Source organism: Bifidobacterium sp. N4G05 (genome assembly GCF_002742445.1).
In the GTDB taxonomy this organism is placed as follows: domain Bacteria; phylum Actinomycetota; class Actinomycetes; order Actinomycetales; family Bifidobacteriaceae; genus Bifidobacterium; species Bifidobacterium hominis.
On the sequence record NZ_NJNQ01000006.1, the window covers coordinates 19,225 to 36,475 of the forward strand.

The 17,251-nt window shown below is 58.6% G+C and carries 12 protein-coding genes; 2 read left to right on the forward strand and 10 right to left on the reverse strand.

Going from position 1 to position 17,251, the window contains the following annotated elements; all coding sequences use genetic code 11:
• Positions 1-459: 459 nt before the first annotated feature.
• The gene (locus tag CE153_RS07040; protein WP_099595677.1) at positions 460-1,830 is read right to left on the reverse strand and encodes a GH1 family beta-glucosidase; all 1,371 of its coding nucleotides are present in this window, start codon (positions 1,828-1,830) and stop codon (positions 460-462) included.
• A gap of 124 nt (positions 1,831-1,954) precedes the next feature.
• Here CE153_RS07040 and CE153_RS07045 point away from each other — a divergent pair, with 124 nt between their 5' ends.
• Positions 1,955-3,121, forward strand: a complete 1,167-nt coding sequence (locus CE153_RS07045) for a GDSL-type esterase/lipase family protein (RefSeq protein WP_099595678.1) — start codon at positions 1,955-1,957, stop codon at positions 3,119-3,121.
• 149 nt (positions 3,122-3,270) lie between these two features.
• On the opposite strand, the gene CE153_RS07050 is transcribed toward CE153_RS07045, so the two are convergent.
• Entirely contained in the window at positions 3,271-5,091 is a 1,821-nt protein-coding gene (locus CE153_RS07050) for a sialate O-acetylesterase (protein ID WP_099595679.1), read from the reverse strand.
• 275 nt (positions 5,092-5,366) lie between these two features.
• Between CE153_RS07050 and ilvC (CE153_RS07055) the strand changes: the two genes are divergently transcribed.
• Entirely contained in the window at positions 5,367-6,407 is a 1,041-nt protein-coding gene (gene ilvC / locus CE153_RS07055; RefSeq protein WP_099595680.1) for a ketol-acid reductoisomerase, read from the forward strand.
• A 459-nt stretch (positions 6,408-6,866) separates the two neighbouring features.
• Here the strand turns inward: ilvC (CE153_RS07055) and ilvC (CE153_RS07060) are convergent, their stop codons facing one another.
• The 8 genes from ilvC (CE153_RS07060) to CE153_RS07090 all read right to left on the reverse strand — a co-directional run bounded on the left by ilvC (CE153_RS07060) (position 6,867) and on the right by CE153_RS07090 (position 17,224).
• Positions 6,867-7,919, reverse strand: coding sequence for a ketol-acid reductoisomerase (ilvC, locus tag CE153_RS07060; RefSeq protein WP_099595681.1), 1,053 nt, complete (start codon positions 7,917-7,919; stop codon positions 6,867-6,869).
• Between the two features lie 289 nt (positions 7,920-8,208).
• Positions 8,209-9,558, reverse strand: a complete 1,350-nt coding sequence (locus CE153_RS07065; RefSeq protein WP_099595682.1) for an MFS transporter — start codon at positions 9,556-9,558, stop codon at positions 8,209-8,211.
• Positions 9,559-10,008: 450 nt separating this feature from the next.
• The gene (locus CE153_RS07070; RefSeq protein ID WP_099595683.1) at positions 10,009-11,610 is read right to left on the reverse strand and encodes an MFS transporter; all 1,602 of its coding nucleotides are present in this window, start codon (positions 11,608-11,610) and stop codon (positions 10,009-10,011) included.
• A gap of 256 nt (positions 11,611-11,866) precedes the next feature.
• Positions 11,867-12,004, reverse strand: a complete 138-nt coding sequence (locus CE153_RS08880) for a hypothetical protein (protein ID WP_180753450.1) — start codon at positions 12,002-12,004, stop codon at positions 11,867-11,869.
• Positions 12,005-12,161: 157 nt separating this feature from the next.
• The gene (gtfA, locus tag CE153_RS07075; protein WP_099595684.1) at positions 12,162-13,676 is read right to left on the reverse strand and encodes a sucrose phosphorylase; all 1,515 of its coding nucleotides are present in this window, start codon (positions 13,674-13,676) and stop codon (positions 12,162-12,164) included.
• Between the two features lie 389 nt (positions 13,677-14,065).
• Entirely contained in the window at positions 14,066-15,151 is a 1,086-nt protein-coding gene (locus tag CE153_RS07080; RefSeq protein WP_099595685.1) for a LacI family DNA-binding transcriptional regulator, read from the reverse strand.
• A gap of 538 nt (positions 15,152-15,689) precedes the next feature.
• Positions 15,690-16,082: a fluoride efflux transporter FluC gene (locus CE153_RS07085; protein WP_099595686.1), complete on the reverse strand. Its 393-nt coding sequence runs from the start codon at positions 16,080-16,082 to the stop codon at positions 15,690-15,692.
• On the reverse strand, positions 16,082-17,224 hold the full coding sequence (locus CE153_RS07090) for a fluoride efflux transporter FluC (RefSeq protein WP_099595687.1): 1,143 nt from the start codon (positions 17,222-17,224) through the stop codon (positions 16,082-16,084). The genes CE153_RS07085 and CE153_RS07090 overlap by 1 nt, the downstream gene beginning before the upstream one ends.
• Between the last annotated feature and the right edge of the window lie 27 nt (positions 17,225-17,251).

Sequence of the window (17,251 nt, forward strand, 5' to 3'; positions counted from 1 at the left end):
TTGTGAATCCTTGTCCATCACTTCCGGAGTCTCGGCACCGATGCTCCATTGGTGATGCCTTTTCATCTCAGGCCTCTATGCCTGCCTTTGATGAACTGGTAGTTATACCATAAATGAACCCCTTAAGTTTGTCAAGCGCTTAAGTTGCGCTCCGCGCCCTCGCCGCACAGCCGCAGTGCCGTCGCAACCCTATGGTCAACCCGCTTCAAATACAGAAAACACCAATCGTTTCAATACATCGAAGCGGTTTGATGTCCATCCCCCACAACCCGCGACCGTTCACGTTAAGAGGGTTAATGTAAATTTTTTTACCGGAGTGTCGTTAAGCGCTTAAGCATACGTATGCAAAATCCTGCAGCAGCGAAAAACGGCGGAATCGCAACGAAAACGGCGTGCCACGCCATGAATGGACGCGGCACGCCGTTCATGGAACAACGCGCGACGGCGATCGCCGGACGCTCAGCCCTTGCGGGAAGCCAGGAAATCGCGGTACCACATGAAGCTGTCCTTCGGGATGCGCTCCTGCGTGGCGTAGTCGACGTATGTGATGCCGAATCGCTTGGCATAGCCGAAATACCATTCGAAATTGTCAAGCAGCGACCACACGAAATAGCCGGTCAGCGGCACGCCTTCGTCGATGGCGCGCTTCGCCGCGGCGAAATGACGCTTGAGATAGTCGATGCGGTCCGGATCATGCACCGATTTCGTGCCGTCCTCGTTCACCGTCAGCTGGTCCTTGCAGGCCATGCCGTTCTCGGTGACCACCAGATCGACCTCCGGATAGTTGTCGTGCACGCGCACCAGCAGGTCATGCAGGCCGTCCGGATCGATGTTCCAGCCCATGTCGGTGTGCGGGCCCTCGGTGGGCAGCCAGTCCACGTCGGACGCTCCAGGGGCGGTGGACGCCTCGGTGCTTTGCGGGAACTGCGGACGGTCGGACATGGCCACCCGGTTGGTGGAATAGTAGTTGATGCCCAACACGTCGATCGGCTGGTGGATGAGCTCGAGGTCTCCGGACTGGATGAAGTCCCAGTCGCAGATGCCCTTGGTGATGGAGAACAGTTCGTCCGGGTAACGGCCGCGCAGCATCGGGTCGAGGAAAGCGCGGTTGGAGATCAGGTCGAGGCGATGGCAGGCGTCGGCGTCGCCACGGTTGAACTGCAGATTCAACGTGACCGAACACTTGGCCTTGTCCCCCACTTCGGCGCGGACGGCCTGCGTCATCAGACCATGCGCCAGATTCAGGTGGTGGACCGCCGGGAAGGCGCCGGGGCCGAGGCCCAGGCCCGGCGCGTGCTCCTTGGCTCCGTAGCTCAGGTAGGACGAACACCACGGCTCGTTCAGCGTGGTCCAGGTGTCGACGCGGTCGCCGAGGCGCTTGGCCACGATACCCGCGTAGTCGGCGAGCGCATAGGCGGTTCTGCGGTTCAGCCAGCCGCCCTCGTCGCCGAGGTATTGCGGCAAATCCCAGTGGTACAGCGTCACGACCGGCTTGATGCCGGCCTCCAGCAGGGCGTCCACGACGCCTTCGTAGAAGTCGAGGCCTTTTTCGTTGGGCACGCCATCAGGCGTCGATATGATGCGGGGCACGGCGATCGAGAAGCGGTAGGCGTCCACGCCGAGGTCCTTGAGCAGCGCGAGGTCCTCGCGCCAACGATGGTAGGAATCGGTGGCCACATCGCCGGTGTCGCCGGCGAGGGTGGCTCCCGGCGTATGGCTGAAGGTGTCCCAGATGGAGGGGCAACGGCCATCCTCGGTCACCGCGCCTTCGATCTGATAGGCCGCTGTGGCCGTGCCGAATGTGAAATCTTGTGGAAAAGTTAGCGTCATTGCGTGTCCTTTACTGAAGCGGTTAAGATATTGAGGAGGTTAACCGATGTCATAGACTGTTTGCAAACGACACGCCCCGTTCCGCGGAGCGGGAGACACCATCGATTCGTTCCAAGGAAGGGCCATGAACACCACCACCCAAGCATCGCGATTCATTCCAATCACCAATCCGGACCTTCGGTTCATGGGGCGCATCGACCGCACCCCCGCCGACCATCAGACCTGGGCGTTCCCCTACACGCAGGTATCGTTCCGTTGCACCGGCACCAGCATCGGCGTGCGCCTCGTCAACCATTGGGGGTACGGCGACGCGTATCTCGGCGCCATCATCGACGGCATGCAGGTCAAGGCGCGCGTGCCCATCGACGGCGCGCATGACGGCATCAGCATGGAAAACGGCTATCCAAGCCGCGTGGAACCGACCGGACAGCAGGACGACGGACCGCGCCATCCGGTCGACGTGGCAATCGCCGCCGATCTGCCGAACATCGAACATGAAGTGACGATCTTCAAACGGCAGGACGAAGGCAACAATCGTTTTGACGTGTATGGCATTCTGCTGGACGAGAGAGCGAAGCTCATGCCGACGGCGACGCCGCTGCCGGAGCGCCGCATCGAAGTGTACGGCGATTCCGTAACGTGCGGCGAGCGCTGCGAAGCGGCCTGCTACGTGGGACAGGCCGATCCGGAGGTGGATCTGAGCCCGTACAGCAACGCTTGGTATTCGTACGCCGCCATCACCGCACGCAATCTCGGCGCGCAGGCGCACTTGGTCTCGCAGGGCGGCACGACCCTGCTGGACGGCATCGGCTGGTTCCACGCGCCGGACTACATCGGCATGGAAAGCATCTGGGACAAATCCGTCTACAACACGCAGCTGGGCGGCACGTCCCCTTGGGATTTCGCGCAATACACGCCGCATGTCGTCGTGGTCGCGCTGGGTCAGAACGATGCGCATCCCCGCGATTTCATGGCGGACGACTATGACGGCGAGGAAGCCACGCATTGGCGGGCCCGGTACGTCGATTTCGTGCACGCGCTGCGCGGAAAATATCCGCATGCGCTGATCGTGCTCGCCACCACCGTGCTCATCCACGACCCGTCCTGGGATCGCGCGATCGACGAGGTGTGCCATACGGTCAACGACGAAGGCGACGACCGCGTACAGCACTTCCTGTACTCGCGCAACGCGGCGGCCACACCCGGCCATCCGCGCGTGGCGGAACAGCAGGAAATGGCCGACGAGCTGACCGCGTATCTGGAGTCCTTCGGCCCCGATCTGTGGAAGTGACCTCGAGGCGGCCCTCATAGCGGCCTCGGAACGACTCCAACAACCACAACAACCCCATAGCGAAACCGGCCGCCCCTCGAATCGAAGGGACGGCCGGTTTTCCATATCGTCACTCGGTTATCATCACCTGGTGGCGTCACGCCACGGCATCACTCACCGTCGTCATTCGACGCCGTGTGATCCGTCAGATCAAGCCGGAACGGCTGGGCGGGCAATCCATCGCTGTTGAACAGCGGAGCCGGCCCCCAGCTGCACCATGCGTACCGCATCGACATCGGTTCCGGCACATCCGGACATGCCAGCGTGATCGTGCCGATGCTGCGGCTGTTGACGGGAATGCCGAATTCGGTGGCGTTGTAATCGACCACGTTCACCTTGGAATTGACGAGGTCGTCGATATCGCAATCCACGAAAATCGCCGCGGTGACCGGATGGAACACGCCGTCCGCGCCCGCAAGCTCGAAACCGGAGCTCTCCGGCGAACGCACCAGCGAAGGCGGCTCCGCATCGGAGCCCTGATTCCTGCTGCCGGGCGTGGTGCCGTCGAAATGCAGGCCGTGCGCGTAACGGAAGAACAGCCGTACGCGGCCGTTCGGATCGCAACGGAAGCCCAACACCGTCGGCCCGTACACGGGAATGCGGGACATGCCGTAAACCTGCCTCAACGCGCAATCGGCGAGCCGTTCGCCCGGAGTGCGCTTGTCGACGGGATGGATGTTGTCGTACTCGCCACAATCGATGGTGCAGATGACGTACACGTTGTCGATGGACTGCGCCGCGTCCCATTGGGCCTCGCGCAGCACCGGCCACAGCATCGGATCGCCTTCGGTCTCGTCCACCTTCTTGTCGATCCATTGCGGAAGCTGCACGATGAGGAACGGCAGGTTCTCGCTCCAGATGGCGCGCCACTCGCCGATCAGCATGCCCAGCAGCTCACGGTAGGACCCACAATACGGTTCGTCCTCCTCGCCTTGGTACCACAGGAAACCAGCCAGCGAGTATGGCGCGATGCGTTCCAGCATGGCGCGGAACGGTCCGGTCGGACGGTACTGCGACGTCGGCGTGACCGGCGGCGGCCACGGGCATGCGCCGTACTGTTCGTTCAGCGTATCCCACGTCACGTCGGGATCGGCCTCCTTGGCGGCCGCGATATTCGCGTTCCAAGCATCGAATCTCGTCTGCCATTCGTCGGTTTCCAGCTTGAACTGCTCCTGCGTCTTGCCGGCGATCGCACGCTCGTACCGGGTGAGATAGCCACGTCCTGCCTCGCTGGAATTCAACGCGTCCTCGCTCATCCAGCACGTGATCGACGTGCCGCCGATATAGCAGTCCACGATGCCGATCGGCAGATCGGGGTCGAGTTCGGAGCGCAGCTTGTGCGCGAAATAATAGGCGACGGCGCTCATCACACCGCTGTTTTCCGGCGATGATTCCTGCCAGCTCGCCGCGTTCTCCGCATTGCGGTTGATGACGCCGGTTTTCGGCACGTTGTAGAAACGCAGCAGCGGATCGGCGCAATTCTCAAGGGCCGCTTCGGCGTTCTCGCTGTTGCGCAGCTCAAGTTCCATATTGCTTTGGCCGCCGGCAAGCCACACCTCGCCGATCAGCACGTCCTCGAATTCGAGGAAATCGTTGCCCGCGGTGACGCGGAGCGTGTACGGACCGCCCTCCGGCTGCGCGGGAAGCATCACGCGCCACGGCGAAAGACCGTCCTTGAGATCCTTCGAAGCGTACGCGTGGGCCTGCGCGACCATCGACCCGTCGAAATCGCGAATCTGCGCGACGACTTCCATACCTGCGCAATCGGCATCCAACGCACCGAACACGGCGTTGGGCTTGTTGCGCTGCAATACCATATGCGAGGCGAAAATCGCCGCCACATGCAACACACCGGCCGAGCTACGTTCCTCGACCTCATCGGCTTCCGCAGTCAGTTCAGATCCCGGCGCGGGACCAGTCGCAGCAACCATGGCATCTCTTCCTACTAGAAATTACGACATGCCTATCCTATGCCATTCCCGGCCGAGGATACGCGAATCCATCATCCAGTGAGCAGTGGATTTTTTACGGTTTCGCGGCTCACTTTGTGGACTGGATACGTGTCAAGGCACCGCCTCCGGTAGGATAGACCGCAGTTTGCAGGACAAAATCCATGCACGAAACCACGAATTTCATCTGCGAATGGTAGAAACCCGAACGCTTTCCAAGCGTTCACCCCACTACACAAAAAGGAGTGCCAAGTACAATGGCTGCACAAATCTGGTATGAGAACGACGGCGATCTCTCGGTCCTCGAAGGCAAGAAGGTTGCCATCATCGGTTACGGTTCCCAGGGCCACGCCCATGCGCTGAACCTGCGCGATTCCGGCGTCGACGTCGTCGTCGGCCTGCGCCCGACCTCCAAGTCTGTCGAGCACGCCAAGGAGCAGGGTCTGGAAGTCAAGTCCGTTCCGGAAGCCGCCGCTGAAGCCGACATCATCATGATTCTGGCTCCGGATCAGTATCAGCGCACCATCTGGGCCAACGATATTGAGCCGAACATCAAGCCGGGAGCTGCTGTCGCCTTCGCTCATGGCTTCAACATCCACTACGGCTACATCAAGCCGACCGAGGACCACCCGGTCTTCATGGTCGCCCCGAAGGGCCCGGGCCACATCGTGCGTCGTGAGTACGCCAACGGCCGTGGCGTCCCGGTCGTCGTGGCTGTCGAACAGGATCCGCGCGGCGACGCTTGGGACATCACCCTGGCTTACGCCAAGGCTCTGGGCGCCCTGCGCGCAGGTGCCATCAAGACCACTTTCACCGAAGAGACCGAGACCGATCTGTTCGGCGAGCAGAACGTGCTCATGGGCGGCGTGAACAAGCTCGTTGAAATGGGATTCGAAGTCCTCACCGATGCCGGTTACCAGCCTGAAATCGCCTACTTCGAGGTCTGCCACGAGTTGAAGATGCTCGTCGACCTCATGAACGAGGGTGGTCTGAACAAGGCCCGCTGGTCCTGCTCCGACACCGCCCAGTATGGCGACTACACCAATACCTGCATCGATGAGCACGTACGTGAGCGCATGCAGTACCACCTGCAGCGCATCCAGGACGGCTCCTTCGCCAAGGAGTTCATCGAGGATCAGGACGCTGGCGCTCCGAAGTTCAAGGCCCTGCAGGAAGAGTACGGCAACGTCCGCATCGAGACCGTCGGCCCGAAGCTGCGCGCCATGTTCTCCTGGAACAACGGCAAGGATGATGACGCCGACATGGCCACCTTCACCGGCAAGATCGCCCGCGGCTGAGTGACTTAGGGCTTCGCTTGATCGGGATTCCGATCAAGCGGCCTCGGTCCATCGGAATCCGGTCAATTGGTCCCGATGGACCGGATCGCAAGCCTCAATTACCAATGGAAGGCCGTCGCCCGTTTGTGGGTGTCGGTCTTCCTCTATTTTCAGAGGATTTCACGGTTTTGAGGTTTCAAGGTTCCGAGATTCCAGAACCACGGTTCCAACGAATAACCCCGTACTCGAAAAAATGCGATCCTCACCACCAATCACCAGCCAACACAGGAAAGGGGGGTACCGAATCGACAGAAACCAGAAGAAATCATACCCCCATACACGAAAAACCCGATTCATCGCGCCGAACACCTGTCAGCGCGGCAAAAGGAGCCAACACAACGCAAAAGACCGCCGTCCGAACGAATCGGGCGACGGTCTTAATACTTCAGATTCCGGCTCTCAGCTCGAAATCAGGCGAAATCACTGAACCTGGGTACGGGCGATCTTGCCGTTGAAGGACTCGGCCATATCGGCATCGGCGTCCACCTGGTTGTTCCAGGAGAACATGGCACGCAGCTTCGGGCCAACGGTCTCCAGGTGCGGGTGGCTGTACTCTTCCTGCAGCTCCTTGAACTTCGGAGCGCCAGCGGCCTGATCATCCATGAACTCCTTGGCGAAGGAGCCATCCTGAATGCGCTTGAGCTGGTACTGCATGCGCTTCTTGGTCTCTTCGGTGATGACGGTGGAGGTGTAATCGCCGTACTGGGCGGTGTCAGAGCAGGACCAGCGAGCCTTGTTCAGGCCGCCTTCGTTGGCCAGATCAACCAGCATCTTCAGCTCGTGGAACACTTCGAAGTAGGCGATCTCCGGCTGGTAGCCAGCCTCGGTCAGCACGTCGAAGCCCAAGTCGCACAAGTGGTTGATGCCACCCATGAGCACGTCCTGCTCGCCGAACAGATCGGTCTCGGTCTCCTCGGTGAAGGTGGTCTTGATGGCGCCTGCACGCAGAGCGCCCAGAGCCTTGGCGTAAGCCAGGCACAGCGGCCAGGTCTTGCCATCCGGATCCTGCTCCACGGCCACGACGACCGGAACACCACGGCCGGCTGCATACTCACGACGAACGATGTGGCCCGGGCCCTTCGGAGCGACCATGAAGATCGGGTGGTCCTCGGACGGCTTGATGTAGCCGTAGTGGATGTTGAAACCGTGGGCGAAAGCCAGAGCAGCACCCGGCTTCAGGTTCGGCTCAACCTCTTCCTTGTACACCTTGGCCTGGTACTGGTCAGGCAGCAGGATCATGACCACGTCGGCTTCGGCAACGGCCTCGCCGACCGGCTTGACTTCCAGGCCCTGCTCCTTGGCGTAATCCACGGACTTGGAGGTCGGACGCAGACCAACGACGACGTCCACACCGGAATCGCGCAGGTTCAGCGCATGAGCGTGACCCTGGGAACCGTAACCGAGGATGGCCACCTTCTTGCCTTCGAACACAGACAGATCGGCGTCCTTTTCGTACCAGATAGTTGCTGCCATGATTGGCGCTCCTTTTATTTTTTCTATCGCTTCGGGATCGTACTTTTCCCGAAAAATCTTTCGATTTCTGTTACTTGTTCGGTTGTTGCAACGGCTTGTGATTCCTAGGATGTTACTCCCCCCGGATTGTGTCCGAGGAATCACACCGCCTCTCCTGCGGAACTGTTCTAGTCCCGTTTTCTTTATATTGGTTGCTGACGTTCACATAGTGGTTATGTTTTGCGTCAAACGCTTTTTGTGAGGGCTTCGGGCGATTCCACCCGAGCACCGCCCGAAGCCCTCACGGACATCACTTGGCGAAATCGACGTCCTTGGTTTCCTTGCAGCTCAGCACCGCAACAAGGCAGCACACGGCCATCACGCCGAGGTACAGACCGACGGAGTGCACACCCCAGTGGTGGGACAGCCAAGTGGCGATGGTCGGCACGAATGCCGCGCCGACGATGGCGGCCAGGTTGTAGCCGATGCCGGAGCCGGAATAACGCACGTTGGCGTCGAACAGCTCCGGCAGGAACGCGCCGATCGGACCGAATGCGGTGCCCATCAACGCGAAGCCGATGCACAGGAACAGCAGGTTGGCGGCGAAGTTACGCTGGCCGACGACCGACGGATCAAGCAGGAACGGGAAGAGCAGCGCGAATGCCACGAGGCAGCAGGACGAGATGACGATCACGCGCTTGCGGCCAAATTTATCGGCGTTCACGCAGGAAATGACAATGAACGCGGCGAACACGCAGATGGCGAGCATCAGCATGAGCAGGTATTCACGATTGGTGAAACCAAGATTACCGCCGCCCTGTTCGATAGTCTTGGTGCCCCAAGCGAGGGACCAGGTTGCCAGCGTGTAGAACAGCGTGTAGGTGACGGCCACCAAGAACGTGGCTTGGATGACTTCCTTCCAGCTCTTCTTGAACACTTCGGTCAGCGGGGACTTGACGACCTTCTTCTGTTCCTGGGCCATGCGGAAGATCGGAGTCTCCTCCATCTGCACGCGCACCACAAGACCGACGATCACCAGCACTGCGGACAGCAGGAACGGCACACGCCAACCCCATGCCAGCATCGCATCGTTATCGTTGAACGTTTCCAACAGGAAGTAGGTGCCGTTCGACAGGAAGAAACCGATCGGGGCGCCCAATTCCGGGAAGGAGCCATACAGCGCACGCTTGTCTTCCGGAGCGTTCTCGGTGGCTACCAAAGCGGCACCCGACCATTCGCCGCCCAAACCGATGCCCTGCACGAAACGGCACAGGCACAGCGCGGCGACAGCCACAATGCCCCACTGGTTGTAGGTTGGCAGGCAGCCGATCAGGAACGTGGCGACACCCATGGTCAACAGCGAAACCACCAGTGTGGTCTTGCGGCCCATGCGGTCGCCGAAATGGCCGAACACCAAGGATCCGAGCGGACGTGCGATGAACGCGATGGCGAAGGTCAGCAGGCTGGCTAGCAGCGCGACGGTCGGATTGGTGGTGTCTCCGAAGAACACCTTCGGGAAATAGTTCGCAGCGGCGGTGCCGTATGCGTAAAAGTCGTAGAACTCGATGGCGGTGCCGACCATGGAAGCGGCGATCACGGTTTTCACCGAATCGCGCACCATTGCCTGCGCTTTACCAGCGGCTGCTTCGACTGCACTCATTGGATTACTCCTGTTACGTCTGTCATGTGCTACCGGCTCCCAGCATGCGCCGATAACGTCTTCTTCTGTTCTCTTGTTGCAGTCTTCATTTCGTTGCCTTACGCCTTGTGGGCGGCAACAAAAAGGCCCCGCAGTATGCAGGGCCATCAACGTGTGTGTTTTGCGCGCCTCAAACCCTGCCTCCGTTGGCGAGGGATTGAAGCTGCATTGCTCGAATCAGTCCGCCAACGAAAGCGGAATAATAATTCGTGCGGACAGCAATGCGCGTGCAACCATTCCGTTCATCGTGGCGAACCTCCTTTCGCAAAGTCTTGTATTCGGCGGGCGATCCGCTCGAACTAAGCCGTAAAGATAAGCGCGTCCACATACCCTTTCTACTAAAGGTTCACTATGTGGACGCGCAATTTTGAATTTGATATTCGTTTTTCGGATTATCTCAGATCATCCAAATCATTTCAGCAGCAACGTCAGCACGCCCGCAACAGCCATGCAACCGGCGGCAACAGCGAAAATCAGCAGATATTCGCCAGTCACCGCAATCGCAATCGCGCAAACGACAGCGCCAATCAACGAACCGAACGTATTCGCCAAACTGAACGCGGCCAACGAACGACCAACGGAACGCACATCCGGCAACGTCGCAAGATTCAACCCTTGGCTCACGCCGTCGTACACCACATACGCGAAACCTGCAAACAGCGCATACAACGCGACTGCCATCGCTCTATCGATCGGCGTCAACGGAAATACTACAGCAACCACAAACAACAGGCAGGCGGCAATCGCGGGAATACGGGAATCCTTGAAAGCGCGGGCGATACGACCAAGCAGAAGCGCAGCCAACAGCGATCCGACGAATGCGGCAACGGCCATCACCGACATAACCGCAGCCGCTCCGGACAAACCAAACATGGCGACCTGCGAAACATCACCCAAGCCATCCTGCGCAAGATACCACTGGTAAATCGCAATGCCGGAAGTGGCTGCGATGGCAAACATGCGCGCGGCAAACGCAATGAAGAACTTCGGAGCGCCCTTCGGCGGGCGATACTGCGAAAAATAATCGCCCTTCTTCACATCCTCCCGAGGCAAATAGCTGCTGGAACCCTCAAACGGCAACACCAGCAATGTAGCCACACCAGCCACCACCAGGCACAACGCAAACACCATCATGGCGAAACGCGTGGTGCCATCCCAACCGGAATCGTCAGCGGCCCACGTAAGCGAAACGGCCGCGATAATGCCGAACACCTGGCCGAACGCCTGACCAACGCCACGCCACGCGTCCGCACGATCACGGAACTTGTCGGGCACGCGCTCACCGAAAGCTGCTGCCAGCGGCATCGACACCATCGCATATCCGATCAGCGCGAACAGCCAGAACACGATGACCAACGGCATGAAATCGCATGCGGAAAGAATCGCCACCGACGTGGCAGTCAGCACCGTGCCGGCGATGATCCACGGGGTACGGCGGCCCAGCGGGCAGTACGAATGGTCGGATCCGACGGAAATCCACGCATTCATCAGAAACGTCAGCAGCGTGCCGACGATGCTGAGCAGCGCCAGATCGGTAACGCGGTTGGTGCCGGAAAGACGGCTGATGGTCTGCGGAATGAGCACGGAGTTGAGCGCGGCCATCGGCGCGGTGAACAGCAGCGCGCCAAGCGCGAAGCCGACGGTGAGGCGATGCACCTGCGGTTTGGTGGGCGTGGTGCCGTCGGGCGCGGTCATCGGGTCGCGCAGGTCGAGGAACGACGATTCGAGGTTCGGCACGGCCGCGTCAAGATGAGCAAACGCGGTCAGGGGGGAGCCACCTTCCGTGTTGATGCGGGTCTGCTGCACTTCCGGGCGTTCGTTGGAGGCCTCGGGCACGCGCGGATTCTGCTGTACGGCCAAGCGCTTCAGGGCCGCTTTGGTCTCTTCGGTCAGCGTTTTTTCGTAATCGGGACGGTCATCGATGCCGGGGCGCACGAACACCTGACCCGGCAGCGGCTGCGGCCGCATTGGAGGCTGCTGCTCATCTGCATTATGTTGATTGTCTTCAGTCATCTCTTGTTTCTATTCCTGTTTTTCTTGTTTTATATTGTCGCTTCTCGTTCTTGCTTCTATTTCGTTGCTCGTTTCGAAATGTCACACGAATATTCAGTACATATGAAAATCGCCCGGACGCACTGCAACAGTGCATTCGAGCGATTCTTTCGGCGGAATCAACCATATCAATACGTCCTGTCAGGCAGCAGAAACATGCGACGGCAAATCCAGTTGTATATCCATGCGCAGCAGTATTGCGGCAACGTGACTCCCCTCAATCACCAGCACAACCGCCGTCAACAGGAACACAAGCCATGGCAGCAGCGACTGCTTGATATTGCGTATCAAACAGCACGCCCATGATGGTGAAAAACATGTTGTCTTGATCGAAGAGCTTTGACATCTTTGGCATACGCTCACCTTACCCGCTTTTGCTTGGATTTCAGCTGATTCCCGGGAAAATTGTTTTCCCGATAAGACGATTTCTCGGAAAAACGAAAATGCGAATCGTCCTTCCTGAAGGAGAGGTGACAGGAAGGACGATTACAGATTTATGGATTTATGCGCGGTCAGGCCGCGACCGGCGGATTGGCGATCAGATCGTCCGTGCGGTGCTCACCGGCGGCATCACGCCATTCGAGCGTGGCGACGGACGCGGTGTTCTCCACACCAAGACCACGGCCCGGCTCAAACGTGAGCGTAGCCTGAGTGGTCGTGCCCTTCCATGTGAAGCTGATGGACGTGTCACCGTCGGCGCTGTACGAAAAGGTGCCGTCGAATGCATCAAGCTCATTGCGGAACTTAGCGAGCGCATTCAACGCCTTCACTACCGGACGCTGCAGATTCTCGTCGATCTCAGCAGTGGAATAGTAATGGCGATTGATATCGCGGCCATTATTGGTCTTGCGCAGCAACTCCATGTCGTTCTTGCCGGCAAGCGCGCCAACATAGTAGACCTGCGGAACGCCTGGCAGGAAGAACTGCACCGCGCGGGCTGCGATGTAGTGCTGGTCGTTGCATCCTAGCGCCGAATAGTAGGTGCTGTTGACCTGATACAGATCAAGATTGGACGCGGCAGCGCCGGTAGCGGCCTGCGATTCGCCGTGCGTGTTGGCGTGAATGGTGTTGACGAGATTGTCAACGTCCTCATCCGGCACGAGCCCCTTGAGCGAACGATCCAACTGGTCGGAACCAATATCGATCACTCCGATGCCATCATGCGTATCGAGTACGGTGACGGCATTGTTCGGACGGATGTCGGTCCAATGCGCGACCGGCTCAACGTGACCGGTATTCAACGAATGCAGCAACAGCGGCGGAAGCGCGAAATCGTAGACGCGATCGACCTTCGATGCAATCTCAACCTGCTTCTTGTAGTAGGAATGCACTTCGATGAGGATTTCCAAGCCGCGCTTGACACCCTCTTCACGCAGGCGGGAGATGAGCTTGAACGTCTTCGGAGTCATGAAGCAGCTCGTGCCAGCTTCCTTAGCGCCGTAGCCGACGGCGTCGAGACGAATGTAGCTGACGTGAGATGCAGCCATCTGATCGAAAATCGACATCAGATATTCCCAACCCTTGTCGGAATCGGTGTCAATATCAACCTGCTGCGGAGTGAAGCTGACCCAGACCAGGCGGGTCTTGCCGGCGAACTTGTAGTGGGTGAACGGCAGGCCCGGGCGCGGACGGTAGATGCCGGCCAGATCCTCTTCGGTTGCGCCGTCCGGAAAGACGGAGCTCATGGTCAGGAACATCGGGTAATACTCGGATTCCTCACCCTTTTCAAGCACGTCTTGGAACTGCTTGGATTCCCAGCTCATGTGGTTGACGATGGCGTCGACCATGACGTCGTGGGTCTTGGAAAGTTCGGCAACGTCATCCCAGCTGCCGAGGCGCGGATCCACCTTGGTATGGTCGATCGGATCGAAGCCTGCATCCGCGCCATCGAATGGAGTGAAGAACGGCAGGATATGCACGCCGTCATACACGCCGTCGAAGCGGGTGCGCAGGATGTCGGTCATCGAGCTAAGAGTGCCATCGCCGAGACGATCGGCGTAAGTGATGAGTTGCACTCTGTTTTTCATGGGACCTCCCTTGGCTCATGGGCGCGGGTGCAATTTGCGTGCGCATCTGCCTGTTTGTTGTTTACGTATTTGCATACTCACGTATGTATCGAACCGGTTCGATATTACCTCGAAAGGGACGTCAATGTCCAGTCGCGCAGTGAAATGCGCGTGTCGAACCGGTTTGATGCGGTGTTCTATGCAGCTAGCCTGTCCGACTCCAATGTGTCCGATTCTGCAGAATCGGACACACGGAACACTTTTCGGAACTCAGACGTCCGATTCAGCAGAATCGGACACATATGCACAAGTCGGATGATGAGCACGACTATCGACGGGCGTCCGCTGGTTGTGAACGCCGCTGAAATCGATGCGATACACACCGGGCACACGCATGAAGACGCGCATCATCAACGCGTGGTATCGCCTGGCACCAACGTGATGGGAATAAGCACGTTCGGCTCGAATGGCTTGGGCTTGTTCTTGCGCGAGGCGTTGGCTGCGGCCGCTTCCTCATTAGCGATCGCCTGCACCACATGGGCGGCGGCTGACTGCGCAATCGCCGAGAAATCCTGCGCGACCGCAGTCAGCTTCATGCCGGCCAAATCAGTCAAATATGTGCCATCGTAGGCGACGACCTGCAACTCACCTGGAATCGAAATTCCGCGACCCAACGCCTCGCGCACGCAGAAAGCCGCACCAATATCGGAACTGACCACAGCATCGACGCCTTCGGTCGCCACCCCGTCGAGCGCCTTGTCGACCGCGCGATGATAACCGGCGAAATCCATCACCTCACCAGCCTCGATATACTCATATTTCACGCCCGCGGCAGTCAATTCCTGCTCCAACGTGAGGTAGTAGCGCACCGTCGGGAACGTGGTCTTTCCTAAATCGAACGACCCCTCCCCAACTTCACCACGCGCCGCCAAATCGAAGAACTGGTCTCGTGGGCCGCCAATCATCACCACATGACGCGCGCCGCTGCGAATCAGCATCTGCGAAATCAGCCGACCACCCTGCTCGTGGTCGGATCCGACCGACGAAATACCGTCTCCAAGCACGCGGTCGAACGCGACGATCGGACGGTGAATCGACGTCCAATAATCACCGGGATGCGAGGTGTGCGCACACATGACGATGCCGTCCATCATGTGCCTGCGCAGCATGTCGACATATTGAATTTCGCCGTCCGCCTCATCCGCGGTGGAGCACAGCATAGTGCGCAGTCCTTGCGCGGCGAGCGCATGCTGCAGATGTGCGGTAAACGTTGCAAAGAACGGGTGGCGGATGGTGGGCACGATGACGCCGACCAGATTCGTGCGATCGTGGTACAGGTTGCGCGCAAGCTCGTTCGGTACATAATTGAGGGCTTGCATGGCCTTACGCACACGGTCGCGCATATCGCTGGATACGTATCCGGTGCCGTTCACCACCAGCGAGACAGTGCTCAGGGACACCCCGGCCTTCTTCGCCACATCGCGCATGCCGACCATGATCGTACCCTCCTCATCGTGCGCTGCCTTTCGCACTTTATTTAGCTTTCGTCGCATTTATCGCACTTCCGCACGTCGCAGATACGATTTTTTGAGATATTGCAACCATTTTACATACTCTCGAACCCGTTCGACACCTTGGCGTGCATGCCGTTTGACGAGGTTACACTTTTACTTGATTTTCAATATCGATTTTCCACATGCTTTTCTTTTTTAATATCACTTTATTGGTTTTTTGTTATCGAATTTTTGTCGGGTTGCATTTGACGATTACCGGCATATGCACCGATACAGATTTTCGCATGCCGCCCACAACACGGAAAACGGCAGCACAGTACAACGAAAGAAGCGGCGCAAAGCCCGCGATTCCCACGCTTACTTTGCGACGTTTTCACGGTTTACGCACTCTGGCGCTTTACGTGCGCGCTACGCCGTCGCGCCTGCGTGGCAGTCAGATCAGGCAGTCGGCACGAAGCCGACGCCTTACCTGATTGCGATATCGCAATCGCAATATCACAATGCACGAAAAACACGGCAATTACGCGGGATTGGACAGCATCGCGATACCGAAACCGATCGCAACGCATATCAACGGCACTGCCACGGTAGCGACCCCGTAGCCGATCGCCAGCGCGAATTTGCGTGTGCGGATCAGCGAAAGCACCTCGTTGATCGCAGTGGAAAACGTTGAAAATCCGCCAAGGAATCCCACGATGAACATCATGGTCGTGTCCATGTCAACCGATTGCGAATAGTACGACATCATGGCGATGCCTGCGCACAGGGATGCGATGCCGTTGATGACGAGCGTGGATATAGGGAAATTAGGATTCCGACCGCGCCAGTTGTTCCAACTACGCTGAATCGACACGTCAAGCACGTAACGGGCCATGGCGCCCAAGCCACCGCACACGCAAATCAGCCAAATCATCAATGAACCTCCCCCGTGGTCGGATCGGGCACCATCGGGATCTCCGCAGTCACCGGTTTCGGCTCGAAGCTCGGCAAATCCGCGGACGCAGATGATGGGACGACTGGCTGAGTGCTCGGCTGGACACTGTATTGCGCCGTGGAATACGTTGTGGATTGCGTTGTGAGTTGCACGGTGGAATGCACAGTGGACGCCGGCATACGTGTATCCGCTTCCAGTGTCTGCGATTCCGGTGTCTGCGATTCCGGTGTCTGCGATTCCAACGATGTCAGAATCGGTGAGGCCTGCGACGCCAACGATGGCGACTGCGCAGCCTGGGACGCCTGCTGTGCCGCACGTTGCGCAATCTGTGCAGCCTCAAGCGCCGCCTGGGCCGCGGAATGCGCCGCATCCGCCACCTTCACATGTTTCACACCGCCGGCGTCCATTTCCGCACCCAGAATGTCCGATTCTCCAGAATCGGACATCTGAGCGCGTATCTTCGTCCTCTGGTTGTCCGATTCTGGAGAATCGGACACAAAAAGTGCGTCTCGCACACGTTTTCGCGTTCCCTTAGCCAAAAGCCACCGCATAACCAGCACACCAGCCAAAGCTGCAACAATACCACCGACAAAACTTCCTGCAAGATAGCCGAACGCACTGGCCACGTGACGCTCGCGCAGCCCCTCCATCATCTCAAGCATGACTCCCGACATCGTCGACAATCCGCCAAGAAAACCTAAACCAACACCGCGACTGACCGCCTGTCGAACCCGACGACGCAACCACGATGCAGTCGTCATATATTCGGTCAACATCGCAAAAAGAAAACACGCAAGCATATTCGAAACGAATGTGCCGACAACAAAAGGCGTGCCGTTCACCGACGGCAGCAACATATCCAATCCGTGGCGGCAACCAACGCCAACAAAGCCGCCGATAAACACAACCAGATACATCAGTCCATCCGCCAAAGGATTGAACCGTGCCTGAACACGCTTCATCGGAGCGAGTGGAATCTGCGGCGGATTCGGCGCTGCAGCCGCTCCAGACGGTCGAATGCCGACACGGGTAACTTCCGTCAGGTCGATCGACTCCGTAGCAGGATTCGGATCGTCACCCGCATTTGGCGAGAATCCAGGCTCACTTTTTTGCGATTCCATTGCGCTCCCTTGTATTGGCCTCTGCTC